A 25,713-nucleotide genomic window follows, 5' to 3' on the forward strand; every position below is an offset into this window, starting at 1 on the left:
ACTTTCCTTAACTTCCTTTGACTTCGCGGTCGAAAATCTTCGCGTTCTTTGCGTTAAAATCAGACTTATATTTTATAGTTTTACAATTCCCTTTATTCATGCGGCTTGCAGGGCGTTCCCCCTCGGTATTTTTAACCGCCCATAATCAACCAAATTTTCATTTAAAACACCTTTAACAGTTCACCATGAAGACGAAACGCCTGTTCATCTCTACGCTTATCGCCGCCGCGGCGATGGGACTCTCCGCCTACGCGAACGAGGCGGCGACGCAGACGACACACATCATCGCCGAAACCGACGCCCCCGAAGGCGCCGACCAAATCCTCCCGCTCGCCGACGCGCCCGCCGCAGAAGACGCCGACGCGCCCGCCGCCGAGGAAGCGCAGGACGAAGCCGACGCGCTCGAACTCCTCCTCGCCGACGACGCCCTCGTCGAGCTCGACGAAGCCGCGGCGCCGGACGAACTTTCCACCGAAACCATGATGCGCGAGTGGATCGCGCGCTACGCCGCCGCCGCGCGCTTCGCGGGAATCCGCGCCGTCAAGGGCACGGGCGGAGGGCTCTCCTCCGGCGGCGCGCTCGCGACCGCGGGCGCCGAGCTCGCCGTTCCCGCCGCGACGCCGACGCCTTCCGTCTCCGTTCCCGCCGCGGGAACGGTCTCGCTCGCGGACACGCTCACGCGCGCTTCCATCGCCGCGGACGTCTCCCTCGGCTCGTCGAGCGCCTCCGACGCGGGAACGCCCGCCGCCGTCGCGACGACGTCTTCCTCTTCCGGCGCGAGCGCGATTCTTCCCGCCGCCTTCTTCAGCACGCGCGGCGTTTTCGCCGCCGTTCCCGCGGCGACTGCCTCCTACTCTCTCGCAAGCTCTTCCCCCGTCGCCGCCGCCGCGATGAGCGCTAACGCGTCCGGCGCGGAGTACACCATAAGCACCAGCGGAGATCCGCGTCTTACGAGCGCGACGGCTGACGATACGATTATCTTCAATTTGGCGTCAGGGCACCTCAATGGCGACAGAAACGCGACTCGCACCGTCGCGGCAGCAGTGCGAATCGATCGGTTGAATATCACGGACGGGTATTCCGGTTGCACGTATGTCTTCAATAACACTGTTACGGGGACGGGAGCTTTCTCTTTTGGAGGAACCACGGGCGCCAATAATCAGAAATATACGTTCAACGGAGACGTGAGCGGATATTCTGGGGCCGTCACGATTGCCAGCGGCAAATATGCAACGCTGACGTTCACCAACAAAACCGGCACGGGAACGATTACGGCGACGAACGCTTCGAGTGTTCTGAATCTGACCGGAGCGACGGTCAACAACTCGGCGATTTCGGTCTCCACCGTGAACATCGGCGGCGCTACGTCTTTCGTCAAGACGACGGACTTGAATTCCGGCAACATTGTTCTTGCGAGCGGCGCCGCGATGAACATCGCTTCGACGGGGGCGTTGGACTTGTCGTCCTCGACTCTCAACGCGTCGAACGGAACGGTTTCGATCGCCACCGACGGCTCGCTCGACCTCTCCGGCGCGCGCGTCTCGCTCGGGAGCGCGATTCAGAACTTGGGCACGGTGACGGTTTCCGCCGCGACGGTGTTCAACCTGACACAGACGGGCACGACGAGGCTCATCTCCGGCGGGACGATCAACGGTTGGGATTCGCTCACGAGCTCCAACAACTTCACCTACAACGGCGCGGCGATTACGGTTGGCCGCCAGCTGACTTCTTCCGAGGCGGGCGTCGTGAGCTACGATGCGTCTGCGACGGCGAAAACACTGACTTGGACCGGAGCCGGTTCCTCAGTCTGGAAGGCTGTCACGATTGCCGAAACATCGCCGGCGACGCCGTGGCAGGACAACAGCTCCAGCACCGCTGAGGCGTTTTATAACGGCGACTCCGTGACGTTCTCCGGCGATGCGACCGTGACTGTCGCTGCGGGCGGCGTTACCGCGGGAACGGTGAACATCACCGCGGGAACGGTCTCGTTCACGGGCGGCACGATCACGGCTCTCGGCGGCGTGTCCGTCACGGGCGGAACGCTTTCGGTCGGCGCGAACAACACGGCTCTCGGGACGAACACGATTACGCTTTCCGGAGGCACATTGTTGGCGGCGAGCGCCACGGGAACGCTCGCGAACGCCGTGAACGTTGCGGCGGCGAGCATTATCGATACGCAGGGAAACACGCTGACGCTCTCCGGCGCGGTTTCCGGCTCGGGAACGCTGACGAAGCAGGGCGCGGGAACGCTGAAGCTCGCCACCGGATTCGGCGGGACCGGTGACACGCGTTGGACGGCCGGAAACCTCGTCGTGGGCTCCGGGACACTGCAGTGGGGACAGGGCGACACCAACCCGGCGATTGCGAATCAGATGAAGGCGTTGGGGGAAACGATTTCGGTCTCTTCCGGTGCCAACTTGAAAATCCATCTTTGGACCCAAACGAGACTGACCACAAGTACCACCGATAAAGTCGCGGTAACTTCGAAAATCATCCTGAACGGAACTTCCACTTTGGAGACAATGGACGGGTCCTACTATTTCTCCGGAGGAATTCAGGTCGGCGACGGCACGAACGCCGGAACCGGTACGTTCACGGCGAATTGGAGGAAAGGACACGTCATCGGCTCGTTGAGCGGAGCAGGAACGTTCACGATCAACGAACAGGCGGGAAACGACGACCGTGCGGCTATTTTTTCTATCGCCGGCGACGGAGGATTCAACGGTACGGTCAATTTCAATTATAAGAGCGGTGGCAGTAGCGCAGGAGCAGAACTGCACCTGCTGACGGAAAATGCCTTGAAAAACGCGACCGTCAATCTGACGTCCGCCGTTAGTGAAAAGACTGCTACGCTTTCGCTTGACGCGGCGACGGTCAACATCAAAGGACTGACGGGGACGTCGGCTGGTCGCGTCGTCGCCGCGACAGCGGGCAACACGCTCGCGATTGCGACCGAAACCGGAGCGACCAACACTTTTTGGGGCACGGTGGGCACGAGTTCGTCCGCGGTGGGACTTTCCGTCAGCGGCTCGGGCACGCAGGCCTTCACGGGAACGAGCTACTTCTCGACGGTTTCCGTCGGCGCCGGCGCGACGCTCGACCTTTCCGGCACGGTGAACATCGCGGGAACGACGACCGTCGGCTCCGGTGGCACGCTCGACGTTTCCGGCGGGAACGTCACGTTCGGCGGCGCGTTCACGACGGAAGGCTCGGCAAAGCTTGTGCTGGGCACGCTCAGCGCGGACACGGCGGCGATTTTGGCGACGGGGGCTGTGACGATTTCGGGCGGAACGATTTTCGACATGACGGACGCGATCGACATGACGGAAGCGAGCGCGAGCCTGAAGCTCGTTGCCGGGTCGAGCGTCGTTGCGGACGGACTGGGCATCGCGAACATCTACGTCGGCGGCAAGCTCGTCAACCAGCGCGGGATCGCGAGGTTCTCGGTTTCGGACGCTGGCGTGCTTACGCTTGATTCTTACACGGCGGGCGTTAATTACTCCCTTACTTGGACCGGCGGTGACGCCGACGTGTGGAAGGTGAACGGCAGCGGCTGGACGAAGGACGAAGGCTCCACCGCCGAGAATTTCCAGGACGGCGACTCCGTGACGTTCTCGATCGCGGGAGCGCAGGTGAGCGTCGATGGCACGGTCAATCCTGAGGCGATTGCGGTTTCCGCGAACACGACGTTCAAGGGCACGGGCGCGACGGTGAACGTCGCGAAGAATTCTCTGACGATTTCCGGAGGCGCGACGCTCGAAATTCAAAAAGGCGTCACGTTGGATTTGGGCTCGGATTCCGATGCGATCGGTTCGAGCAACGCGAAACTGAATCTTTCCGGATCGGGGACAGTCAAATACGTCTATACGGGGAACAATGGCACCGATAGCGGGGTTTTCATAGCCGATTCTTTCACGGGAACGCTTGATTACTACGGAAATCTTAATTGGAGTCAGTATGAAGGAGGCTCTCCGATTTCTTTTTCGGATTCCGTGACGATTCGCCTGTCAAAGTCAGAGGGACAGACGTCCGCCGGTTTTTGGGGCGGTTCCGATCGCACGTTCAAAAATGATTTTATATTCGGAACGGACTACGACATCAATGTCGGCGGCGGAAGTCTGAGGTTGGAAGGCGCCGTGGACGCTGCCGGGAAGACGCTGACTGTCAAAGGCGGGAACACACTCACTTTCGCCGGCGCGGCGACCGTCGGCACGCTGAATCAAACCGCGGGAACGCTGGACATCAGTGGAACCGAGGCGAAGAACATCACGAATTTGACTCTTGCCGGCACCCGGACGAACATTTCCGGCAATCTTGCCGTTTCCAGCAATATCTCCGTCTGCAATGCGGCGACCGTGACGCAGACCGCGGGAACGGTTTCCGCTGTACGCCTTCTCCTAAACGACAGCAACGCCACGAAAGCGAGCTCGTACACGTTGCAGGGCGGCGTGCTCAACATCACGGGCACAGGGAAAACCGACAGCACGACGGAGAACGCGATTCTTATCGGGCACTGGCCTGACACCAACACCCCGAATAACACGAGCAAACTGACGGTTTCCGGCGGCACGCTGAACGCGCTTTCCGGCTACACCTTGGTTTCGTGGGACGGCAAGGGGGAATTGGAAATCTCCGACGGCACGGCGAATCTTTACGCGATTTCTCTGAACAGCCAGCGCGCCAACGCGGCGACCGTCACGCTTTCGGGCGGGCGTTTGAATCTTGGGCAAGGCGGGTTGATCGTCGGAACCGCTCTCAACGAGACCGTCACGCTTTCGGGAGGTACGCTCGGCGCATTGGCCAACTGGACTTCGGCGATGAATATGAGAGTCACCGGCGCCGTGACGATAGACACGACGAAACAGGTCGTTCGTGCGGAGGGAATCTCGGCGAATGCCGACGGGAACGTTGGTTCGGCGATTGAGCTTTCCGGCGAGCTTTCCGGCGCGGGAACGCTGACGGTGAAGGGCACAGGCAAGCTGACGCTTTCGGGAGCGAACTCCTACACGGGCGGCACGACGATCGAGAACGGCACGCTCGTCGCGGGCAGCGCGAGCGCGCTCGGCTCGGGACCGGTGACGGCGGCGGGAAGCACCGGCGTGGACGAAGTGACGCTGAAGGTCGGCGCAAGCGCGGATGCGGCGCTGACGATTGAGAACGACATTTCCGTTTCGTCGGGCAAGACGCTGATTTTGGAATCCACGAATGCCGACAACAAGCTGATGGGAACCATCTCGGGCGAGAACGGCGCGCTGAAGCTCGCGTCGGGAACGCTGGAAATCGCGGGAGCGTCTTCGCTGAAGCTTGTGAAAGTGGGCGATGGCGCAGTGCTTAAGTTCAGTGGAGAGACGACTTCCATTGTGGACAGCAAGGACGGCGCTCTCGTGGACGGCGGCGGCAAACTGGTGTTCAGCTCGGAAACGGCGACCGTGTCCCGAATCCTTTTGAACACTTGGTATGGTGATTCTTCTGGAAACGCCATTCCGAGCACGGCGAGCGCGCTCGCGGAAGTCTCCGGCGGCATCGTGAACGTCACGAGCAGCAGCCAAGACGGGGCGATTTCCATCGGCTCGGGCGCGAGCACGCACAGCCATACGCTCACGATTTCCGGCGGCGTTTTGAACGCGACGGCGGGAACGACGACCTTGGGCTACAGCTCTGCGGGAACGCTTGCGGTCGCCGGCGGCGAAGCGAATCTGAAGGGCGTTGTATTCGGCCTTAGCGGAGTGAACTCCGCCGGGACTCTGAAAGTGAGCGGCGGACGCTTGAACGTCGGCGAAAGCGGCATTACATCGGGAGGAGGAAGCGGCACGAAAACGATTTCCTTCTCTGACGCGACCATCGGCGCGCTTGATTCGTGGAGCAGCGCGGCGGGTCTTGGAATTTCGCTTACCGGCGCCGTGATTTTCGACACGACGAAGATGGTCGCGTCGACTTCGGAGTCGGCGACGGCGTCCACGACGGACACGGCGGGAACGACGATCACGCTTGCCGGCGCGCTTTCCGGAAGCGGCACGCTGACGAAGGTCGGCGCGGGAACGCTGAAGCTGACGGGCGACAATTCCGCCTTCACAGGCAACGTGAAGCTCTCCGCGGGAACGCTGGAAATCGGGCACAGCAATGCGCTCGGCAGCAGCACCAGCACGCTGAACGTCACCGGCGATTCGGAACTGAAGCTCGGGAGCGGGTTGAACGTGACGAACTCGATTATCTTCATGGCGGAGAATGCCGTGACTCTCACCGTCAACGCCGCAGTGGACACGGAATTTTCCGGTGCGTTTATACCGATTGATAACTCAAATATCGTCAGGAAGGTCGGCGCAGGAACGTTGACGCTTTCGGGAAACAATGAATGGTTTTCTCGTGGAACCATTTCCGTTGAGGAAGGCACGGTTCTCGCGGCGCAGGCGAACGCGCTCGGCAAGGGGAAGGTGACGGTCGGCGCGGACGGCAAGCTCGGCATCGCGGCGGGCGTAACGATTACGGAGGTTTCCGGCGGCATCGAGCTCGCGAACGGCGCGAAAATCGTCGTGGACCTTTCGGATCGACTGAGCGAAACGGCAACCTTTGAGGTGACGCTCGCGACGAACACGGCGATTTCGCTCGCGGCGGAAGCGGCGCTCGCGTACAGCGAAGGCGGCGCGATGGACTTGACCGACTATCTCGAGCTGAAAGGCTGGAACAAGTCGGGCTGGACTTCGTCGCTGACGTATGCGAACGAGACGCTGACGCTGACGATGGCGATTCCGGAGCCGTCGCTGTTCGGGTTGCTGGCGGGCGTGACGGCGCTCGGGTTCTCGATGTCGAGCCGTCGCCGCCGCAAAAAGGCGTGAGGCATTTTGGGTTCAAGGTCGGGCGTCCGCGGCGAAGGCGGACAACCATCATTTCGGCGCGCGCGTCCGGCTTTGAACTTTTTTCATAGTGTGTGTTATAGGGTGCCCTCGCGGAGAAATCCGCGAGGGTTTTTCGCGGGCAAGCGGGACGCTCGCCCTCCTTTTCGTTCCCGCGGTTTTCCGTTCCTCTGTTTTTCTGTTCCTCTGTGTCAAAAGAAGAGCTTAAAGCTTAAAGGTTAAAGGTTAAAGAGAAGTTTGCGGAAACGGATTTTCGAGGGCAAGCGGGGACGCTTACCCTCCTTTTCGTGAAATTCGTGCAATTCGTGGATTCTAAAAATCTGCGGGAATCTGCGAGATCCGCGGGAAGAAATTTGTGTCTGCGGATTTCAATGAAGCGGCAGGTAAGCGAAGCGTGGAGCCATGTCGCCTCTCCACTAAAACTTTTCTTTAACTTTCTTTGACTTCGCGGTCTTTCTTTGCGTTTGAAAAAAATCTTTCAGGCTCGGGTCGAGGGGAGGGCGAAGCCTTCGCCGATCGCGTAGAATTTGCCGCCGGCGACGTAGTGGATCGTGCGCAGGGCGGGCGGGGCGTCTTCGAAAATCCAATGCCCGTCGCGGAACACGCGCGGATCCGCCCAGGCGGCGACGCATTCGCCGACGATCAGGTCGTAATCCCGCTGCATGCGCGCCTCGGGAACGAGGCGGAAAATCATCCACGCCGCGCAGCCTTCGACGAGCGGGAGCGCGAAGCCGTCCGCGCGGAAGAACTTCGCGCCGCTTTTTTCGAGCTTGTCGGGAACGTCGTTCCTGCTGACTTCGCCGAGCGCGAGCGTCTCCCGCAGCACGCCGACGGTGGGCAGCTGCAGCGCGAAAAGCCCGCCGCGCTCGATCAGCCCGCGCGTGAAGTGCGACGCGTCCACGACGACGGCGGCCTTGAAGGGGGCGACGTCCAGCGGGCACGACCACGCGGCGGGCATGGCGTCGGCGGTCTCGCCGTCCTGCGCGGAGACGATGACGACGCCGCCGAGGTTCAGCAGCCGATAGGCTTTCGGGAGCGGAACGGGAACGAAGTTTTCCGGAAGCATGGCGCGAGCGGGTTCGTTTTCGCGGAGGCTCACTTTTTCGGCGTCGAGGTCTCGACGACCTTCGTCTTGCCGTGAATGGTGAGGTTGACCTTCTGCGGCGTCGGCGAGACGAGCTTCACGTTCTTCACTTTGCCGTTGTCCCATTCGAAGGATACGGTGACGTTCCCGCGCGCCTTCAGTCCGGAGACCTTGCCTTTCTTCCACGCCTTGCAGGGCGCGGGGAGCAGCTCGATTTCGCCCGCGTGCGACTGCAGGAGCATTTCGGAAACCGCCGCCGGGAACGCGAAGTTGCCGTCCATCTGGAAGGGCTCGTGCGTCGTGAGCAGATTCGGAAGCGTGTTGTGCGTGAGCAGGCCTTCGACCATCTCGTGCGCCTTTTCGCCTTCGCGCAGGCGCGCCCAGAGCGCGGTGCGCCACGGCCACGACCACGAGCGGCGGGAGTCGCCGGCGGTGCCGCGCAGTTCGAGCGATTTCTTCGCCGCGTCGGCGAGCTTCGGCGTTTTCGCGTAGGAAATGCCGCTGCCGGGATAGACCGCGAAAAGGTGCGAGGTGTGGCGGTGCCCGGAAACCATGTTCGGGCGATCGACGAGCCATTCCTGCAGGTAGCCGCCGGGCGCGATCTTGTCGGGCGCGAGGCGGTCGCGCTTCTTCGCGAGCGAGTCCGCCCATTTTTTGTCCGTGCCGAGAATCTTCGCCGCCTCGATCGTGTTCGTGAACAGGTCGCGGACGAGCTGCTGGTCGTGCGCGACGCCGTCTTCCGTCGGGCCCCATTCGTGCGACCAGCCCTTCGGCGCGACGAGCGTTCCCGCGGGAATGCCCTTCAGCTGGCCGGCGTCGACGCTTTTGTCGCTGGACTCGAAGCCCTTGCCGTCCTTGCCGAGCTCCTTCAGGTGGTCTTCCCAGAACTGGCAGGCTTCCTTCATCATCGGATAGCCCTGTTCCTTGAGGAATTTCTTGTCCTGCGTGAACTGGAAATGCTCCCACATGTGGAGCGCGTACCAGGCGTTGATCGGCACGTTCCACATCGTCCATCCGCCCGCGCCCCAGGGATTCTGCGAGATGCGCGTCGTCCAGCCGCGGTGATTGTCGCCGAACTGCTTCTTCGTCATCGCGCGGGAGGCGGGAGCGCTTTCGGTGATGTAGTCGAGCAGGGGCATGTGGCACTCGGAAAGGTTGGTCACTTCCGCCGGCCAATAGGCTTCCTGGATGTTGATGTTGTTGTGATAGTCGCACGCCCAGGGCGCGTGCACCTTGTGATTCCAGATGCCCTGCAGCGTCGCGGGAGCGGAGCCGCGCGACGAACCGATGAGGCAGTAGCGGCCGAACTGGAAGAGCGTCTCTTCGAGATCGGGGTCGTCCTTCGTGCTCGCGTATTTCTTCACGCGGGCGGGCGTCGGCAGTTTGGCGGTCTCGGCGTCGGTCTTGCCGAGGTCGATCTCCACGCGCGAGAACATGCCTTTGTGAATGCGGACGTGCGCGGCGAGCAGCTCGGTCGGCTTGTCGGCGTGCGAGAGCGCCTCCTTCAGCGTCTTTTCCGCCTTCTGCGCGGGATCGCCGCCCTTCCAGTTCTTCTTGTGGTCCATGGCGTAGTCCGTCGCCATCGCGACGAGGACGACGATCTGGTCGGCGCCTTCGACCCGGATCTTGGGAATCGAGCCGGCGGCGTAGGTCGCGTACTGATTGTCGCCCTTGCCGGAGTAGGAGACCTTGATTTCGGCGGGAGAGGAGCCGACGGGAACGGTCTTGCCGCCCTTGGCGACGACCGCCGCGCGCGCGGCGAAGCTCAGGTCGTTGACGAGCTTGCCCGTCATGCCCATGCGGTTGTTCTGCGCGAAGAACTTGGCGGTGTGATTCGGCGCCAGCGAGAACGTGCCCGAGAGCGCGCCCTTCTTGTCCGCCGTATAGACGACGGCGATCACGTTGTGCGCCTGGCTCGCGAAGACTTTGCGGGAATACTTCACGCCCTTGGCGCGGAAGCTCGTTTCGGCGACGCCGGTTTCGAGATTGAGCTTGCGGACGAAGTCCTGCGGATTTTCCAGACCGGGGAATTCGGCGAGCAGCTCGCCGAACGGCTGAAAGCTGCCGAACTTGTCGCGCCCCGCAAGCGGGCCGTATTCGTAGCCCGAGCAGTTGCCGCCGGGGTTTTCGCCGCCCGTCCAGAACGTGGATTCGTTCAGCGCGACGCGTTCCCGCGCGGCGCTTTCGAGCACCATCGCGCCGATGCGGCCGTTGCCGACGGGCAGTCCTTCGAACTCCCAGCCCTTGCCCTGCGCGCGGGAGGAATCCTGAAGCACCGTCCACGCGCCGTTTTCGGACTTGAAGGTCTGCGCCTCCGAATCGAACCAGATGACGTTCGACGCCGGAATCTTGTCCGTCGGCGCGGCGTTGACGAAGGCGGCGAGCGCGAGACTCGCGAACAAAGAGGGGAGAATGGGCGTTTTCATAAGATGTGCACAAGCTTAGCCGCAAAACCCGCGGATGGAAACGCAAATCTCTCGCGCGGAGGCGCGGAAGCGCGGGCGTTCAGTCCGCGGGTTCGGCCTCGAAGCGGACGCGCCCGTAGCGCGTGCGCGAACCGTCGGGCGCGATCAGGTCGAGCGTTCCCGCGTCCGCATCCAAAAAATACTTATACGCCGTCTTCCCGTCGAAGACGATCTCGTCGCGTCCGCGCCGGAAGGCGCCGCGCGCGCGGGAATCGTTCCCGCCGAAGCGCGTCGAGAGCTCGTAGGAGCCGTCCGCCCAGAAGGCGAAGAGCGCTTCCGCGCCCGCCGGCAGGGCGCCGTTCGGTCCGCTCGCCGTCCAGGCTCCGAAGAGCGGGTCGGCGGCGGGCGCGCCCGGCGTTCCCGCGCACGCGCCGAAAAGCAGGGCGGCGCAGAGCAGGGCGGTTCCGGCGCAGGCGTTCTTCATGGCGGCGTTCCCGCGGCGGAGTTCAGCCGATTTTGGCGCGCCCGAAATACGTCCAGCCTTCGCCGGTTTCGAGCAGCTCCTTCGCCTTTTTCCACTTCACGGAAATTTCCTCGTCGCCGCGGCGGAGCACGACGACTTCGTTGCGCCCGATGTTTTCGGGAACGACGCCCGGGTTCCGCGCTTCCTCGAGCTCGGCGTCCGCCTGGCGCACGGCGATGCGCAGCGCGTCGGGATCGACGTCGGCGACGGATTCGCCCGTGTTGTTTTCGGAGGAATCCTTGAGCACGCCGCGCATTTCCTGCAGGCGGCGGATGAGCTCCTCGAAGCCCTCGCGGCTCGTCGCCGTGCGGAAGAGCCCGGAGCAAACCGCCGAGCGGCAGCGCCCGAGCATCGTCTTGAAGCAGACGAACGCCTCGTTCTTGTATTCGACGAGCGGGTTGCGCTGGCCGTAGCTGCGCAGGCCGATGCTCTGGCGCAGATCGTTCATTTCGGCGAGGTGGTCCTGCCAGTTCGCGTCGATGGCGCGGAGAATGATGTGGCGCTCCATGCCCTTGAGCGCTTCGGCGCCTTCGACGGCGTCGCGCTTTTCGTAGGCTTTGCGGACGCGCTTCACGACGAGCCCCGCCGTGCCTTCGTCGCCCGCGGCGAGGATTTCCTCTTCCGTGAACGTGAGCGGGAACGTCGTGTTCAGCCAGCGGACGAAGTCCTCGACGGCGACGCGGTTGATCTCGCCCTTTTCGTCCGGCGGGAGCGCGGCGTCCACACGGTCGGTGATTTCCTCTTCGACGAGCGCGAAGAGGAGCTCGCGCGGCGCGTCGGTCGTCAGCGCCTGATTGCGGATGCCGTAGATGATTTCGCGCTGCTTGTTGAAGACGTCGTCGTACTGCAGCGTGTTCTTGCGGTACATGAAGTGCACCGCCTCGACGCGGCGCTGCGCGGTCTCGACGGAGCGGTTCAGCAGCGGGTGCTGGAGCGGCTGGCCTTCGACGAAGGAGCGCTGGAGAACTTTGGAGATCATGCCCGCGTTCGTGAAAAGGCGCATCAGATTGTCCTCGAGCGAGACGAGGAATTTCGAGCGGCCGGGGTCGCCCTGGCGGGAACAGCGGCCGCGCAGCTGGCGGTCAACGCGGCGGGATTCGTGGCGCTCCGTGCCGAGCACGAAGAGACCGCCGAGCTCGCGCACGCCCTCGCCGAGCTTGATGTCGGTGCCGCGCCCCGCCATGTTCGTGGCGATCGTCACGGCGCCGCGCTGACCGGCGTTGGCGACGATTTCGGCTTCGCGCTCGTGCTCCTTCGCGTTGAGGACGTTGTGCGGAATGCCTTCGCGCTTGAGCAGGTTGGAAAGGTATTCGGAGGCTTCGACGCTCGCCGTGCCGACGAGCACCGGCTGCCCCTTCGCGTGCGCCGCCTCAATCTCCCTCACCGCCTCGGCGTATTTTTCGCGCGCGGTCTTGAAGATCATGTCGTCCTCGTCGATGCGGATGCACGGCTTGTTCGTCGGGATCGCGACGACACCGAGGCGGTAGATGTCGTAAAATTCGCCGGCTTCCGTCTCCGCCGTTCCCGTCATGCCCGCGAGCTTTTCGTACATGCGGAAATAATTCTGGATCGTGATCGTCGCGTAGGTCTTCGTCTCCTTTTCGATTTCGACGCCTTCCTTCGCCTCGATTGCCTGGTGGAGACCGTCGCTCCAGCGGCGGCCGGGCATGATGCGGCCGGTGTTCTCGTCCACGATCAGCACCTTGCCGTCCTTGACGACGTACTGCACGTCCTTTTCGAAGAGCGCGTAGGCGCGGAGCAGCTGGGAGATGCTGTGGATCGTCTCGCTCGTGGCGATGAACTCGTTTTCGGCGGCGGACTTGAGCGCGGCGCGCTGTTCGGCGTCGAGGTCTTCCCGCGCGTCGATTTCGATGAACTTCGTCGGCAGGTCCGGGAGCACGAACGCGTCCGGATTGTCCGGGCGGAGCGTGTCGCGGCCGAGCTGCGTCAGATCGGACTCGCGGCGCTTTTCGTCGATCGCGTAATAGAGCGCCTCCTTGATTTCGAAGCGGCGCTGGCGGTTGAAGGCGTTCATCATCTCCGCGTCGAAGGCGTCGAGCGCCTTGCGCCAATGGCCGTTCTCCATCATGCGCAGGAACTGCCTGTTGCGCGGCGCGCCCAGCTTCACCTGGAGCAGCGGCACCATCGCGTCGAGCTCTTCCTCTGAGCCCGGCTTCGCCTTTTCGAGCATCTTGCGCGCGCGCTCGACGAGGCGGTCGCAGAGCTTCGTCTGCTTTTCCACGAGCGCGGCGACGCCCGGCTTGAACTGCATGAAGGGCGGCTCGTGGTCGTCGTTCACAGGACCGGAAATGATCAGCGGCGTGCGCGCCTCGTCGATGAGAATCGAGTCGATCTCGTCCACGATGCAGTAATAGTAGTCGCTCTGCACCTGGTCCTGCTTCGAGCCCGCCATGCCGTTGTCGCGCAGGTAGTCGAAGCCGAATTCCGACGCCGTGCCGTAGGTGATGTTGCACGCGTAGGCGGCGCGCCGTTCGTGCGGCGGCATGGAATTCTGGATGCAGCCGACCGTGAGCCCGAGATAGTTGTAAAGGTGCCCCATCCATTCCGAGTCGCGCCGCGCGAGGTAGTCGTTGACCGTCACGAGCTGGCAGTTGCGCCCCGTCAGCGCGTTCAGGTAGAGCGGGAGCGTCGCGACGAGCGTCTTGCCTTCGCCCGTCGCCATTTCCGCGATCTTGTTCTGGTGAAGCGCGATCCCGCCGATGAGCTGCACGTCGAAATGCACCATGTCCCAAGTCAGCTCGTGGTCGCAGACGACGACCTTGCTGCCGCAGAGCCGCCGCGCCGCGTTCTTCACGACCGCGAACGCCTCCGGCAGAATCTTGTCGAGCGACTCCCCGTTTTTGACGCGCTCCATGAACTCCTGAGTCTTCGCCTTCAGCGCGTCGTCGCTCAGCGTCCGGTAGCTCTCTTCGAGCTTGTTGATCCTGGCGACGATCGGTCTGCACTTTTTGACGAACTTCCGGTGGCTGCGGCCCGCGAAAATCTTGAAGATGGAGGAAATGCCCATGGTCTGTGTCTGCTGAAAATTTAAAGGCTCAAGCATCGCCTTAATCGCGGCTCCCCGCAAGCGTAAAGCCGCCGCGGGAACGCCGGAAAAAACGCGCTGACGCGTTTCCTGCGGATTCCGTGCCAAGCGCCCGGAAAAACGCGCCGAAAAAAGCGGACGGAACGCCGCCCGCCCCGCGTTCCCGCGAAACGCGCGCGCTTCACGCGTCGAAGCCGAGCATCTGCAGAAAGAACTTCGCGCGGTCGCGGACGTCGCCCTGGATTTCGATCGTGTCTTCGACGATCGCGCCGCCGGCGGCGAATTTCCGCTTCAGCGAGGCGAGCAGGTCGTCGCGGCGCTCCGCCGTCAGCGCCCGGATGCCGGGGCCGCCGAGCACCGTCACCGTCTTGCCGGAACGTCCGGACTTCTCGATGTTCATGTGGACGCGGCCGAGGCGCTCGGCGCGCTCGGGCTTGGAGTCCGCGGACTTGCGCTTCGTCGCGGCGGGTTCCGCGTATTGCGGCAGATCCGCGATGTGGAGCGCGTCGAACGCGTTGTTGATGGAGGTTTCGGCGGAGGCTTTTCCGTCGGTCGGGATTTTTTTCATGGGAAGAAAAAGGAAAACTGCGCGGTCGAAAAACGGAGCAGGGCGATTTCAGGCGGCGTTCTCGGAATCCGCGTCGGCGGCGCGTTCGGCGGCTTCGACGCGTTCCCGCACGAGCGCCTTCAGCGCGTCGAGCCCTTCGCCCGTCAGGCAGGAGACTTTCGCGATCTCGACGCCTTTCCACTTGCGACGGAACGCGGTCAGATTCTTCGCCGAAGCCTCGCAGTCCATTTTGTTGGCGACGACGAGCCGCGGTTTCGCCGCGAGCGCGGGATCGAAATTTTTGAGCTCGACGAGCAGCTGCGCGTAGTCGTCCGCGGGCTTGCGGTTGTCCGTTCCCGCCATGTCGATGATGAAGACGAGCAGCTTGCAGCGCTCGATGTGCTTGAGAAACCGGTGCCCGAGGCCGCGGTTTTCGCTCGCGCCTTCGATGAGGCCGGGAACGTCCGCCATCGAAATCCGCGCGAAGTCGTCGTATTCGATCACGCCGACGCTCGGCGTCTTCGTCGTGAACGGGTAGGGCGCGCATTTCGGCCGCGCGTTCGTGAACGCGTTGGTCAGCGACGATTTTCCCGCGTTGGGAAAACCGACGAGGCCGACGTCCGCGATCGTCTTCAGCTTGAAGACGTATTCGCCCGAAGCGCCTTCCTTGCCGGGAGTCGTCTTGCGCGGAGCCTGGTTGACGGAGTTCTTGAACTGGTTGTTCCCGAGACCGCCACGGCCGCCTTTGAGCAGGACGACGCGCTCGCCGTCGTCGAGCAGCTCGGCGACGAGCAGCTCCGATTCCGCCTCGAAGACCTGCGTTCCCGGAGGCACTTCGAGCACGACGTCGTCGCCGTCCGCGCCGTGCTTGTTGCGGCCTTCGCCGGGACGCCCGTTCCTGGCGTTGCGGTGCGGCTGGAATTTGTATTCGCGCAGGTCGTTCAGATTTTCGTTGCAGAGCAGCACGACGTCGCCGCCCTTGCCGCCGTCGCCGCCGTCCGGTCCGCCTTTGGGCAGGTATTTTTCGCGGCGGAAACTCAGACAGCCGTTCCCGCCGTTGCCGGCGCGCAAAAAGACTCTCGCTTCATCGATGAACATGACGCAAAAGGAAATTCCGCCGCGCGCGGGAACGCAAACCTTAAAAGAGTTAAAGTTGAGGAATTGAAAAGGTTCGGCCGTCCAAAAGTAATATCCTCGCGGACGCCACGGGATGGCAGCCGAGCGAGCTCGACGCGCTCGACGTCTCAGACTTCGTCAACTACCTGCTTCTCATCAAAGAAGCGCGGGAACGGGCATGAGCGGGAAAATCAGAGCTTCCAGTTCCAGAGCTCGCGAAGCGTCAAGCCGCACCAAGTCAGCCACAACCCGGCGTCCACCCACCGCGTGGAGTCACCGGCCGCGAACACAAACGCGTATCCGGCTTTTATAAACGCCGCCAACGGCGGAATCACCCAATAAAACACGACGCAACAGACCGCGAAAACCAAAGGCTTAATGAATACCGCCTTGTTCTCGTAAAGATACTTTTTCAATTCGCAAAAATCTTTCGGCTGTTCTTCCACAGAGGGAATTCTTTCCGAACGAAGCGAAAAAGACAACAAAACAATGTACAGTTCATCAGTCGTTCTAAAATTGAGCGCCGCCCTCGCGGAGGGATTCGTGCGCGTCGCGGGAACGCGCGACCCGCTCGCCTCCGGAGACTGGCGCGTGAAGAGCGTGACGTTCACGCTCGACGCTGGCGGGCTGAAAATGAGCTTCTCCGGCGTGTTCAGTTGACGCCGGGAAACCTGTCCACGTAGCGGATTTTGAAATCGGGATGAGAATCGACGAGACGGATCTTGTAATCGGGAAAGCGATCGACGGGCTGCCACTTTCCGGGAGCGTCCGGAAAGCGCTCCACGAGCTGCACGCGCAGATCCTCGTGGCGGTCCACGACCTGCACGTCGTAGTCGGCGAAAGCCTCCACGAACTGAATGCGCCCGTAGATGCTCCCGACGTCCGCGCTCTTTTTCGCTTCCGGAGCGGGAACGGCGAGCAGCGCGGCGCAGGCGAACGGCACGGCGAAAAGTTTCATCATGCGTTCAATTTAATCTTCAACCCCATGAAATTCAAGAAAGAGAAAACACTTGAGACGGGCGTGTCCGCGGACGCGTCCGAGCGATTCCTGCGGGCAGGGTAAGCTTTCTTCTTTCGCCCTGATTTCCCTCCCTAAAAATTAGACATAACATTTATTGTGCATAAAACAGGCAAGGGCGGAAATGCAGTAAAATTCGGGCTTCACGGCGCGTTCGGACGCCTTTTACGGCGTTTTCGCTTCAGGCTCGGTCGATGGTCAGCGTCGGCTCGAAAGTCAGCGCTTCGGAGAATTTCGGCGGCGGCAGCTGCGCGTCGAACCATGCGGCGAAGGCGATCATCGCGGCGTTGTCGCCGGTGTGTTTCGGCTCGGCGAGCAGCAGCGGGATTTTTTTTCGCCGCGCGAGTTCGCCGAACGCCGCGCGCAAGGCGCCGTTGTTGGAGACGCCCCCGGAAAGCCCGAGGCTCGCGTAGCGTTTTTTCTCGAACTGCACGGCGGCCTTATCGACGAGCTGGCGGACGATCGCCTCCTGGTAGTCGGCGCAGATTTCCGGGAGCGCGTCGGCGAGCTCCGCGTCGGACATTTTTTCGAGACGGTAGCGCAGGCTCGTCTTGAGCCCGGAAAAGCTGAAGCGCGGCTCGCGCTTGATGGCGTCGCCGTGCGGGAACGGAAATCTGCCGCGTTCCCGCGCTTCGCGGGCGCGCTTTTCGATGAGCGCGCCGCCCGGATACGGCATTCCGAGCAGCTTCGCGCCTTTGTCGAAGGCTTCGCCGGCGGCGTCGTCCACCGTTCCCGCGAGAACGCGGACGCGGCGCTCGGCGTCGACTTCGACCAGCAGCGAATTGCCTCCGGAGGCGACGAGGCCGAGATGCGGGAAAAGCGCCCTGCCCGCCTTTTCGAAATTCGCGGGATCGTCGCGGTGAAGCGGCAGGAACGGCGAAAACAGGTGTCCGCGCAGGTGATTCACGCCGACGAGCGGCTTGTTCCACGCGAGCGCGACCGTCCGCGCGGACGCGATGCCGAGCGCGAGACAGGCCGCGAGCCCGGGGCCGCGCGTGACGGCGACGGCGTCCACGCCCGCCGGATCGATCTCCGCGGCGGCCTCCGCGAGCAGAAACGGAAAATTGCGCAGGTGCTCCCGCGCCGCGAGATCCGGCACGACGCCGCCGTACTGCGCGTGAAGCGCGATCTGCGTGTTGACGCGCTCGAAAACGACGCCGCGCGCGGAATCGAAGAGCGCGACCGCCGATTCGTCGCAGGAGCTTTCCAGAGCCAAAATTCTCATGCCCGCGATGCTACCGCAAACGCCCGGAAATTTTAAGGGAAAACGCGTTCCCGCGGCGCGCCGGGCGCCGTCAGCGCTTTTTCTTCGCCGTTTCCGCGGCGAGCTTCATGTCCGTGACGGTGACCGCCAGGTACGCGGAATTGGCGGCGAGACGGACGAGCTTCGTCTTCTTCTCTCCGCCGTCTTCGCCGCGTTCGATGATCTTTCCGAGCCAATAAACGTCGTTTCCGCGGTCTCTGCGCGTCGGAAACAGCTTCGAGGGAACGTATTTCCAATAGAGGCGCTGGTTCGGTCGATAATCCCGGACTATTGTTCCCGTGAAACCGGCGTGAAGAACGTCGGGACACTTCTGGTCGAAGGAGACTCCGGGGAAAATGCTCGAAAACGTCTCCACGAGCTCTTTGCGCAGCGCGTATTCCTCGAATTTGCGCACTTCGTTCATCGCCGGGAACGCGCGGGACTGTTTTTCGAGAACGGCGGGACGCCGCGCCCTCAGCTCGACTTCGCAGATTTCGCGTTTGCCGTTCAGACGAATCTGGCACTGATTGAATTTGGAAATCGGTCGCCCGATCATTTCCTGAAAAAGAGTGTGCTTGCCGTTGTCTTTATGATAGGCGGAGCCGAATTTGAAATCGCAGAACGATTCGAACGAATTTCCCGCGAGCGCCGACGACGCGACGAGAAGACCGAGTATGACGGAGAAGAGAGTTTTCATAGGATTTCCAAGATGAACTTTTCTCCCGGCTTCGACAAGCGTTTTCCGCCTGAAAATTATTTTCAAACAAACGAAAGCGGCTCTATAATCCGCTCAAAAAATCATGGAACAGCAGGAACTCAACGAACTTCAACAGCGCGTCCTGGCGGCTTCGGCGTTCGCGGGACGGCTTCGCGTCGAAATCGGACGCGTCGTCGCCGGGCAGGAAAAGCTCGTCTCGCGCATGATCATCGGCTTGCTGACGAACGGACATCTGCTCGTCGAAGGGCTGCCGGGACTGGCGAAGACGCTCGCTGTGAAGACGCTCGCGCAGGCGGTCGGCGGCACGTTCTCGCGCGTGCAGTTCACGCCGGATCTGCTTCCCGCCGACGTGACGGGAACGACGATCTACAACGCCGCGAAGGGAGAATTTTCCGTGCGCCGCGGACCGATCTTCGCGAACGTCGTGCTCGCCGACGAAATCAACCGCGCTCCCGCGAAGGTGCAGGCGGCGCTGCTCGAAGCGATGCAGGAGCGGCAGGTGACGATCGGCGGCGAGACGCATGCGCTCCCGCATCCGTTCCTCGTGATGGCGACGCAGAATCCGATCGAGCAGGAAGGCACGTATCCGCTGCCCGAAGCGCAAATCGACCGTTTTCTCTTCAAGGTACGCGTGGATTATCCCTCGCGCGACGACGAGCGCCGCATCGTCGAACGCATGGCGCACCCGGAAACGAAGCTCGCCGCGAACCGCGTCTGCTCGCTCGACGAAATTCTCGAAGCCCGCGCCCTGCTCGACAAGATCTACATGGACGAAAAGGTGCTGGACTACGTTCTCGACCTCGTCGTCGCGACGCGTCCCGGCCGGCGGGATTCGCTTTCGTCTCGGCAGAGCGAGACGGACCTTTCGCGCATTCCCGAGTGGGTCGCCGTCGGCGCTTCGCCGCGCGCGCCGATCGCGCTGACGCTCGCGGCGCGGGCGCACGCGTTCCTCGAAGGGCGCGCCTACGTCGTGCCGCAGGACGTGAAGGCCGTCGCGCCCGACGTGCTCGCGCACCGCGTCTCGCTCACCTACGAGGCGGAGGCGGAAAACGTCTCGGCGCTCGACGTCGTGAACTTCATTCTCGAAAATCTGAAGACGCCGTGAGCGCGCGTTCCCGCGGACGAAGATGATGGACGTCGGAGAGCTGATTTCGGAGGTGCGGCGGCTGGAGATCCGCACGCGCCGCGTCGTGGACGATCTCGTCGGCGGCGCCTACCGTTCCCGCTTCAAGGGGCGTGGCATCGAGTTCGAGGAAGTGCGCGAATACGCCTTCGGCGACGACGTGCGCGACATCGACTGGAACGTTTCCGCGCGCATGGGTGCGCCGTTCGTCAAAAAATACGTCGAAGAGCGCGAGCTGCAGGTCGTGCTCGCGGCGGACGTCTCGGCGTCGGGGCTCTTCGGCTCCGGCGCGAAGACGAAGCTGCGCACGCAGGCGGAAATCGCCGCCCTGCTCTCGCTGAGCGCCGTGCGCAACCGCGACAAAGTCGGCATGATCACGTTTTCGGACCGCGTCGAAAAGCACCTGCCCGTGCGCGGCGGGCGCGCTCACGTGCTGCGGATGCTGCGCGAACTCGTCGCGACCGAACCGCGGGGACGCGGGACGAATCTCGCGGAAGCGCTGACTCGGCTGCGGCGTTCGCTGAAGCGGCGCAGCGTGATTTTCGTGATTTCGGATTTTCTCGATTCCTCGGAAGGCCGGGCGGACGCGCTGGGTATGCTCGCGCGGCGGCACGACGTCGTGCTCGTGCGCACGGAGGACCCGGCGGAACTCGCGCCGCCGTTCGCGGGAACGTGGAATCTCGCCGACGCGGAAACGTCCGCGCGCGGCGTGATTCACGGGAACGCCCGCGCGCGCGGACTTTGGGCGGAGACGGCGGCGCGGGAACGCGACGCTTTCGCGCGGGAGGCGGCGCGCGCGGGCGCGGGGCTGATTTCCGTCCGGTGCGGCGAAGACCTCGTCCGCCCGTTCGTGAAATTTTTCCGCGAGCGCTGAATCAGCGGAACATGATGACGGGAACGAGGCAGCGGCGGACGAGCTCGGTCGTCGTGCTCCCGATGATGAACTGACGCACGCGGGAATGCCCGTAGGCGCCCATGATCAGGCAGGTGATGCCGTTTTCCTCGACGTATTTTTCCAACGCTTCGCCGGGCGCGCCGGAAAGCACCTGGGTGACGGGCGTGATCGGCCCGCCCTTGAGGCGCGCCTCCGCGGAAAAGAGGAGGCGCGTCGCGTCGGCTTCCGCGCCCGGCTTCGCGACGGTGACGATGTGGACGTCCTGCGTGATGAATTCCTTGTTCGTCGCGAGGTATTCCAGCGCGCGCGTCGCGCTCGGGCTGCCGTCGTAGGCGAGCACGATCTTTTTCTGCTCGATGAACTTCCGGTTGACGACGAAGCACGGGCGCTTCGTGGAGCGGATCACGCGCTCCATGTTGGAGCCGAGGTGCCCCTTGGCGAAATTCGCGTTTTCGCCGCGTTTGCCGAGCACGATGACGCCGATGTCCTTGCGCTGGGTCTCGAACTCGTCGATGCAGTCCACGAGAATTCCCGATCGATGATAGAAATCGACGCGGTCGGGAATGCCCGCCTTGGCGAATTCGCCGCGGACGTAATTCTCGATCACCTTAGCCTTGCCGGCCTCAATCTCGCGCAGCTGCGCGGTGAGACCCATGTAGGGCTGAGTTCCGAGCGCGCCGCCGAAATCCGCGACGAGCGGCGTCTCGTATTGCCAGAGTTCGGAGACGTAAAGCGCGGAGACGCGCATTCCCGTCTGCTTCGAGAGCCAGACGGCGTACGCCGTGCAGACTTGTCCGTAGCTCGAACCGTCAACGCAAACCAAGATATTATTCATGATGGGGAACCTTTCTGTTGGGGGTGAATTTTCGCCGGCGCGTGAACGCCCCGAAAACAGACGCGATTATACGCGGAAAAAATTTTTTGGAAACGAAATTCGCGCCCGCGCGGGCGTTCCCGCGGGAACGCTCACGGAATGCGCTGCTCGTCGAAGTCGATCATGTCGGCGAAGGAGATGATGTCCGTGCGGTCGAGCGCGTCCATCTTGCGCTTGGCGTCTTCGAGCGCCTCGCGCCCCATTTCGCTCATGCCCTTCTGGACGCACTCGCGGTTCCATTTCGCGACGCGCAGATCCTTCGGGAAGATTTCGAGCAGCTTCGCGTCGAGCTTCGCCTCGTCGTTCCCGCATTCGCGCACGGCGTCCACGACCGCCTGCGGATCCACGCCGAGGTGCAGGCACAGAAAGCGGTCGAAGCCCTTGCAGAAGTTGCGCCGGTAGGATTTCGGCAGCGTTCCCGCGAGGTGCTTGCGGATTTTCGCGATGAAGCGCGGCAGGTGCAGCAGCCCCGTCGCCTTGTGCGGAATGTAGGGCGACGGCAGGTCGAGGCAGATTTCGCCCGTCGCCGTGCTGTAGAGCATGTTCGGGTCGTCGGTGGGTGTCGGCTGAATCATGATTTCAAGTCCTGAAAATGTTTCGCTTCGCGCCGGCCGTTCACTTTTCTTCGAGATGCCCGGCGACGGCTTCGGAAAGCGCGAACACGGCGGCGGAAACGCCCTTCACGTAATTCGCGTAGCGCGCGTCGGCGGACGTCGCCGCGGGCAGCGGAACGCTTTTCGAAAAATCGTAGGCGAGACTCGCGGACTTTCCGTCCGCGCCTTTCGCCCGGACGACGATCTGCGCGTCGATGCGGACCTCGCCGTCGAGCGCGCCGTCGAGCCGATCGACGTAAACGGAAACGCTTTCGACGACGCGCGTCTTCTTGCCGCGGAGGAGCTTCGAGACCTGCACGGGAACGGCGCGGCGGACGGCGCGCGCGAGCGGTTCCGCCCAAAGCCGAGTTTCGGCGCGCGCGACGGTGTTTTCGCCGGTGCGCGTGACGATCTGCGGCACGTCCGCGTAGTCGGGAACGGAGACGCGGGCGAAGGCGATTTCGGAAAACGTCCCCGAAGGAAGCGGACCGAAATCCGCGGGAACGTCGGCGTCGAGCGTGTAGAGCGTCGCCGGCGCCCGGTTGAAGCAGCAGCCGGACGCGGCGAGGAGCACCGCCGCGAACGCGGGAAGCGCGAAAAATTTTCCGTAGTTTTTCATGTTCGTGATCTGGTTAAAGCGGTGCGGTTTCTTCACTTTTCCTGTTCTTCGGGCGCGGCGCCGAAGACGAGCGCCGTCGGATTGCTCTGCAGATAATCGGCGAACGCGCGCACGGAACGCGCGGCTTCGGCGAGCTGTTCGAGCGTGTCCGCGAAATCCTCGCGCAGCGAGCCGCGCGATCCGGTCAGCGACGCCCGCAGCGTCGCCGCGGTCGCGTCGATCTCCTCGAGCGTCGCGCGCAGCTCGTTCACGGCGGAGCGGAATTCGCCCGCGACCGGGTCGAAGCCGGATTCGATCTTTTCGGAGAACGCCGCCGCGCTGCGCGACAGCCGTTCCGCGTTGCCCAGGACGGACTGCAGCCGCGGGTCGGCGAGGAGCTTCTTCGCGGACTCGCTCGCCTGGACGACGTTCGCGTTGATCTTCTCGAACTCGATCGCCTCGATGCTCGCGTTCAGCTTGCCGAAGGTCTCCTGCACGGCGCCGGAAAAGCTCTTGAAGTCGATCTGCGAAAGGTTTTCCAGAATCCGCGCGACGGAGCCGATCATCTGCGCCATGTTGGAGGTGATCGTCGGGATTTCCGGATAGTCGTATTCGGCGTTCCCGCGCACGACGGCGGGCGTTCCCGGGAAATAGTCCAACTCGACGTAGAGCATGCCCGTGAGGAGATTCGCCTGCTGGATGCGCGCGCGGAGCCCCTGCTCCACGCCGACCTGCAGCCGCCGCCGCACCTCTTCGTCGGAAATCGCGCGCCCGTCGCGGACGAAGGTCTCGTCGATCTCGATGACCACCGGAATGGCGCGCACGCCGCGGCTCTTTTCCTGAAAATGCACGAGAATCTGCTGCACCTTGCCGATCTTGACGCCCTTGAACTTCACGTCCGAATTGAGCGTGAGCCCGTTGAGCGAGTCCGTGACGTATATGATGAACGGATACGAACGCTTCGTGAACGTGAAGGAGCTGAAGGCGACGACGGCGGCGACGAGCAGCGCGAGCGCGCCGAGCACGAAGACGCCGATGAGCGAATGATTGACGGGTTTACTCATTGTTGTCGGGGATTCGAAAGGGTGATGGCGCCGGAAGCGTTCCCGCGCGCGTGAGAAATTCGCGTATCGCGGGCGAAGGCGGATCGTCGCGGAGCTTCCGCGGATCGCCGACGGCGCCGACGGTCTTCGTCGCCGTGTCCAGAAAAAGGCAGCGGTCGCCGATCGCGAAGATGCTGTCCAGCTCGTGCGTGACGATGACGATCGTCGTGCCGAGCGAATCGCGGATGTTCAGCGTCAGATCGTCGAGCAGCTTGGAGCTGAGCGGATCTAGGCCCGCGCCGGGTTCGTCGAAAAAGAGAATCTCGGGATCGAGCGCGATCGCGCGCGCGATGGAGGCGCGCTTCGCCATGCCGCCGGAAATCTCTGACGGATAGTAATTTTCGAAGCCGGAAAGCCCGACGAGCGCGAGCTTGTAGCGCGCGAGCTCGTCGCGTTCCCGCGGATTCAGCGTCGTGTACTCCTCGATCGGGAGCGCGACGTTTTCCAACAGCGTCATGGACGACCACAGCGCCCCGCCCTGGTACATCACGCCGACGCGGCGCAGCAGCGCGTCGCGTTCCCGCGGGGCGGCCGCGCCGACGTTTTCGCCGAAAAGCCGGATTTCGCCTTCCGCCGGGCTTTTCAGGCCGATGAGATGGCGCAGCAGCGTCGATTTCCCGCAGCCGCTCCCGCCCATGATGATGAAGATTTCGCCCGCGCGGACGTCGAAGTTCAGCCGCTCCATCACGACGTGGGAGCCGTAGGCCATCTTCAGATTCCGGACGGATATGGGCGCGGGAACGTTCATCGCTCAGAATCCGATCGCGTTGAAGATCACGGCGAAGACGCCGTCGCCGATGACGATGAGCACCATGCCCAGCACCGCGGCGGAAGTCGCCGCGCCGCCCACGTCGAGAGAGCTCTTGCCCGCCGCCATTCCGCGGTGGCAGCCCGCCCAGGCGACCATGAAGCCGAAGAAGAAGCTCTTGAGCACGCCGGAAAGCACGTGATTCATGTTCAGCGTGACGACGATCTGCCGCCAGTACTGCTCCGGCGTGATGTCCATCGAGCCCATCACGAAAAGCCCGCCGAGCATGCCGACGCAGTCCGAATAAAGCGTGAGCAGCGGCAGCATCAGCGTCAGCGCGATCAGCCGCGGGAGCACGAGATATTCCACCGGATTGACGCCGAGGACGCGCAGCGCGGAAATCTCCTCGCTCGCCTGCATGCTCCCGATCTGCGCCGCGAACGCCGAGCCCGTGCGCCCGCACATGATGACGCTCGTCATGATCACGCCCATTTCGCGCGTCATCGCGAGCGCGATCAGGCTCGCGACGTAGATCACCGCGCCGAACTGCTGCAGCTGCATCGAGCCGATGTAGGCGAGAATCATGCCCGTGATGAAGGAGATCAGCGTGATGATCGGTAGCGCGTTCACGCCGCATTCCTCTATGAAATAAACCACGTCGCGCCAGCGGAAACGCGCCTTGCCGCCGAAGAGGCGCGCGACGGCGATCGCGGTCTCGCCGAGAAAGCTCAGCGCGCGGTCGGCGTCGCGGAAGACTTTTTCGCCCCAGCGTCCGACGCGCGCCGTGAACGCCGGATCCTCCCCGCGCTCGGCTTCCGGCGGACGCCGGTTCGCGAGCGTGAGGTCGATCAGCTTCGCGACATCCGCGGGCAAGGTCTCGCGGGCGAAGACAATCCCGCGTTCGGCGCACAGCGCCGCGCAGCGGATGACGTAGCAGACCAGGCTCGAATCGAAGCGTTCGAGCGCGGAACAGTCGAAGCGGAGCGTTCCCGCGCGCGTTCCCGGAGCGAGCCCCGCCAGGGCGCTTTCGAGCGTGCGCGTGTCGGAAAGCCCGTCGGCGAGCGCCCATGCGCCGGCGATCCGGGCTTCGAGCACGACGCCGCGCGCGTCCGTCTCCTTCGCCGAAACGGGAACGGGCGGCCGCGCGCAGGACTGTTTTTTCGAGGTCTTCACGAAAGAAATTCCTGCGTCGAAGCCTAAGAAGCCGCCTCGCCCTTGGCGAGAGATT

20 protein-coding genes are annotated in these 25,713 nt (G+C 63.1%); 4 read left to right on the forward strand and 16 right to left on the reverse strand.

Features of this window, described 5'->3' with window-relative positions; translation table 11 throughout:
* Nucleotides 1-185: 185 nt before the first annotated feature.
* Nucleotides 186-6,833, forward strand: coding sequence for a beta strand repeat-containing protein (locus ACQREB_RS07905; RefSeq protein WP_427767414.1), 6,648 nt, complete (start codon nucleotides 186-188; stop codon nucleotides 6,831-6,833).
* 496 nt (nucleotides 6,834-7,329) lie between these two features.
* Here the strand turns inward: ACQREB_RS07905 and ACQREB_RS07910 are convergent, their stop codons facing one another.
* From ACQREB_RS07910 to ACQREB_RS07940, 7 genes are all read right to left on the reverse strand, one after another.
* Entirely contained in the window at nucleotides 7,330-7,917 is a 588-nt protein-coding gene (locus ACQREB_RS07910) for a flavin reductase family protein (RefSeq protein WP_427767417.1), read from the reverse strand.
* Between the two features lie 29 nt (nucleotides 7,918-7,946).
* Nucleotides 7,947-10,361 carry a glycosyl hydrolase family 95 catalytic domain-containing protein gene (locus ACQREB_RS07915; protein ID WP_427767419.1) on the reverse strand — a complete coding sequence of 805 codons (2,415 nt, stop codon included), beginning with the start codon at nucleotides 10,359-10,361 and terminating at the stop codon, nucleotides 7,947-7,949.
* A 79-nt stretch (nucleotides 10,362-10,440) separates the two neighbouring features.
* On the reverse strand, nucleotides 10,441-10,824 hold the full coding sequence (locus ACQREB_RS07920) for a hypothetical protein (protein WP_427767421.1): 384 nt from the start codon (nucleotides 10,822-10,824) through the stop codon (nucleotides 10,441-10,443).
* Nucleotides 10,825-10,846: 22 nt separating this feature from the next.
* Entirely contained in the window at nucleotides 10,847-13,891 is a 3,045-nt protein-coding gene (secA, locus tag ACQREB_RS07925; RefSeq protein WP_427767423.1) for a preprotein translocase subunit SecA, read from the reverse strand.
* 199 nt (nucleotides 13,892-14,090) lie between these two features.
* Nucleotides 14,091-14,477 carry a translation initiation factor gene (locus ACQREB_RS07930; RefSeq protein ID WP_427767425.1) on the reverse strand — a complete coding sequence of 129 codons (387 nt, stop codon included), beginning with the start codon at nucleotides 14,475-14,477 and terminating at the stop codon, nucleotides 14,091-14,093.
* Between the two features lie 48 nt (nucleotides 14,478-14,525).
* Entirely contained in the window at nucleotides 14,526-15,554 is a 1,029-nt protein-coding gene (obgE, locus tag ACQREB_RS07935; protein WP_427767428.1) for a GTPase ObgE, read from the reverse strand.
* 209 nt (nucleotides 15,555-15,763) lie between these two features.
* Entirely contained in the window at nucleotides 15,764-16,018 is a 255-nt protein-coding gene (locus ACQREB_RS07940; protein WP_427767431.1) for a hypothetical protein, read from the reverse strand.
* Nucleotides 16,019-16,088: 70 nt separating this feature from the next.
* Between ACQREB_RS07940 and ACQREB_RS07945 the strand changes: the two genes are divergently transcribed.
* The gene (locus ACQREB_RS07945) at nucleotides 16,089-16,232 is read left to right on the forward strand and encodes a hypothetical protein (RefSeq protein ID WP_427767433.1); all 144 of its coding nucleotides are present in this window, start codon (nucleotides 16,089-16,091) and stop codon (nucleotides 16,230-16,232) included.
* On the opposite strand, the gene ACQREB_RS07950 is transcribed toward ACQREB_RS07945, so the two are convergent.
* The 3 genes from ACQREB_RS07950 to ACQREB_RS07960 all read right to left on the reverse strand — a co-directional run bounded on the left by ACQREB_RS07950 (nucleotide 16,225) and on the right by ACQREB_RS07960 (nucleotide 18,530).
* Nucleotides 16,225-16,533, reverse strand: coding sequence for a hypothetical protein (locus tag ACQREB_RS07950; RefSeq protein ID WP_427767436.1), 309 nt, complete (start codon nucleotides 16,531-16,533; stop codon nucleotides 16,225-16,227). The two genes, ACQREB_RS07945 and ACQREB_RS07950, sit on opposite strands and share 8 nt — an antisense overlap.
* A gap of 238 nt (nucleotides 16,534-16,771) precedes the next feature.
* Complete coding sequence (gene tsaD, locus ACQREB_RS07955) at nucleotides 16,772-17,815, reverse strand: tRNA (adenosine(37)-N6)-threonylcarbamoyltransferase complex transferase subunit TsaD (protein WP_427767438.1); 1,044 nt, start codon at nucleotides 17,813-17,815, stop codon at nucleotides 16,772-16,774.
* Nucleotides 17,816-17,885: 70 nt separating this feature from the next.
* Nucleotides 17,886-18,530, reverse strand: a complete 645-nt coding sequence (locus ACQREB_RS07960; RefSeq protein ID WP_427767440.1) for a hypothetical protein — start codon at nucleotides 18,528-18,530, stop codon at nucleotides 17,886-17,888.
* Nucleotides 18,531-18,633: 103 nt separating this feature from the next.
* Between ACQREB_RS07960 and ACQREB_RS07965 the strand changes: the two genes are divergently transcribed.
* Complete coding sequence (locus ACQREB_RS07965; RefSeq protein ID WP_427767442.1) at nucleotides 18,634-19,656, forward strand: AAA family ATPase; 1,023 nt, start codon at nucleotides 18,634-18,636, stop codon at nucleotides 19,654-19,656.
* Nucleotides 19,657-19,678: 22 nt separating this feature from the next.
* Nucleotides 19,679-20,548: a DUF58 domain-containing protein gene (locus ACQREB_RS07970; RefSeq protein WP_427767445.1), complete on the forward strand. Its 870-nt coding sequence runs from the start codon at nucleotides 19,679-19,681 to the stop codon at nucleotides 20,546-20,548.
* Between the two features lies 1 nt (nucleotide 20,549).
* Here the strand turns inward: ACQREB_RS07970 and ACQREB_RS07975 are convergent, their stop codons facing one another.
* The 6 genes from ACQREB_RS07975 to ACQREB_RS08000 form a co-directional block, all read right to left on the reverse strand.
* On the reverse strand, nucleotides 20,550-21,404 hold the full coding sequence (locus ACQREB_RS07975) for a universal stress protein (protein ID WP_427767448.1): 855 nt from the start codon (nucleotides 21,402-21,404) through the stop codon (nucleotides 20,550-20,552).
* Between the two features lie 131 nt (nucleotides 21,405-21,535).
* Nucleotides 21,536-22,018, reverse strand: coding sequence for a DUF5069 domain-containing protein (locus ACQREB_RS07980; protein WP_427767450.1), 483 nt, complete (start codon nucleotides 22,016-22,018; stop codon nucleotides 21,536-21,538).
* Between the two features lie 40 nt (nucleotides 22,019-22,058).
* On the reverse strand, nucleotides 22,059-22,655 hold the full coding sequence (locus tag ACQREB_RS07985) for a PqiC family protein (RefSeq protein ID WP_427767452.1): 597 nt from the start codon (nucleotides 22,653-22,655) through the stop codon (nucleotides 22,059-22,061).
* A gap of 32 nt (nucleotides 22,656-22,687) precedes the next feature.
* On the reverse strand, nucleotides 22,688-23,698 hold the full coding sequence (locus tag ACQREB_RS07990) for an MlaD family protein (RefSeq protein WP_427767454.1): 1,011 nt from the start codon (nucleotides 23,696-23,698) through the stop codon (nucleotides 22,688-22,690).
* Nucleotides 23,691-24,485 carry an ABC transporter ATP-binding protein gene (locus ACQREB_RS07995; protein ID WP_427767457.1) on the reverse strand — a complete coding sequence of 265 codons (795 nt, stop codon included), beginning with the start codon at nucleotides 24,483-24,485 and terminating at the stop codon, nucleotides 23,691-23,693. The genes ACQREB_RS07990 and ACQREB_RS07995 overlap by 8 nt, the downstream gene beginning before the upstream one ends.
* A 3-nt stretch (nucleotides 24,486-24,488) precedes the next feature.
* Complete coding sequence (locus ACQREB_RS08000; protein WP_427767460.1) at nucleotides 24,489-25,658, reverse strand: ABC transporter permease; 1,170 nt, start codon at nucleotides 25,656-25,658, stop codon at nucleotides 24,489-24,491.
* Nucleotides 25,659-25,713 lie beyond the last annotated feature (55 nt).

Origin of the sequence: Candidatus Spyradosoma sp. SGI.093 (genome assembly GCF_050314555.1) — a bacterium.
Lineage (GTDB): Bacteria > Verrucomicrobiota > Verrucomicrobiia > Opitutales > UBA953 > Spyradosoma.

Bases quoted from the DNA above. Each gene is read 5' to 3' on its own strand.
- ACQREB_RS07905 (WP_427767414.1), top strand. From the start codon at position 186: ATGAAGACGAAACGCCTGTTCATCTCTACGCTTATCGCCGCCGCGGCG.
- ACQREB_RS07910 (WP_427767417.1), bottom strand. From the start codon at position 7,917: ATGCTTCCGGAAAACTTCGTTCCCGTTCCGCTCCCGAAAGCCTATCGG.
- ACQREB_RS07915 (WP_427767419.1), bottom strand. From the start codon at position 10,361: ATGAAAACGCCCATTCTCCCCTCTTTGTTCGCGAGTCTCGCGCTCGCC.
- ACQREB_RS07920 (WP_427767421.1), bottom strand. From the start codon at position 10,824: ATGAAGAACGCCTGCGCCGGAACCGCCCTGCTCTGCGCCGCCCTGCTT.
- secA (WP_427767423.1), bottom strand. From the start codon at position 13,891: ATGGGCATTTCCTCCATCTTCAAGATTTTCGCGGGCCGCAGCCACCGG.
- ACQREB_RS07930 (WP_427767425.1), bottom strand. From the start codon at position 14,477: ATGAAAAAAATCCCGACCGACGGAAAAGCCTCCGCCGAAACCTCCATC.
- obgE (WP_427767428.1), bottom strand. From the start codon at position 15,554: ATGTTCATCGATGAAGCGAGAGTCTTTTTGCGCGCCGGCAACGGCGGG.
- ACQREB_RS07950 (WP_427767436.1), bottom strand. From the start codon at position 16,533: ATGATGAAACTTTTCGCCGTGCCGTTCGCCTGCGCCGCGCTGCTCGCC.
- tsaD (WP_427767438.1), bottom strand. From the start codon at position 17,815: ATGAGAATTTTGGCTCTGGAAAGCTCCTGCGACGAATCGGCGGTCGCG.
- ACQREB_RS07960 (WP_427767440.1), bottom strand. From the start codon at position 18,530: ATGAAAACTCTCTTCTCCGTCATACTCGGTCTTCTCGTCGCGTCGTCG.
- ACQREB_RS07965 (WP_427767442.1), top strand. From the start codon at position 18,634: ATGGAACAGCAGGAACTCAACGAACTTCAACAGCGCGTCCTGGCGGCT.
- ACQREB_RS07970 (WP_427767445.1), top strand. From the start codon at position 19,679: ATGATGGACGTCGGAGAGCTGATTTCGGAGGTGCGGCGGCTGGAGATC.
- ACQREB_RS07975 (WP_427767448.1), bottom strand. From the start codon at position 21,404: ATGAATAATATCTTGGTTTGCGTTGACGGTTCGAGCTACGGACAAGTC.
- ACQREB_RS07980 (WP_427767450.1), bottom strand. From the start codon at position 22,018: ATGATTCAGCCGACACCCACCGACGACCCGAACATGCTCTACAGCACG.
- ACQREB_RS07985 (WP_427767452.1), bottom strand. From the start codon at position 22,655: ATGAAAAACTACGGAAAATTTTTCGCGCTTCCCGCGTTCGCGGCGGTG.
- ACQREB_RS07990 (WP_427767454.1), bottom strand. From the start codon at position 23,698: ATGAGTAAACCCGTCAATCATTCGCTCATCGGCGTCTTCGTGCTCGGC.
- ACQREB_RS07995 (WP_427767457.1), bottom strand. From the start codon at position 24,485: ATGAACGTTCCCGCGCCCATATCCGTCCGGAATCTGAAGATGGCCTAC.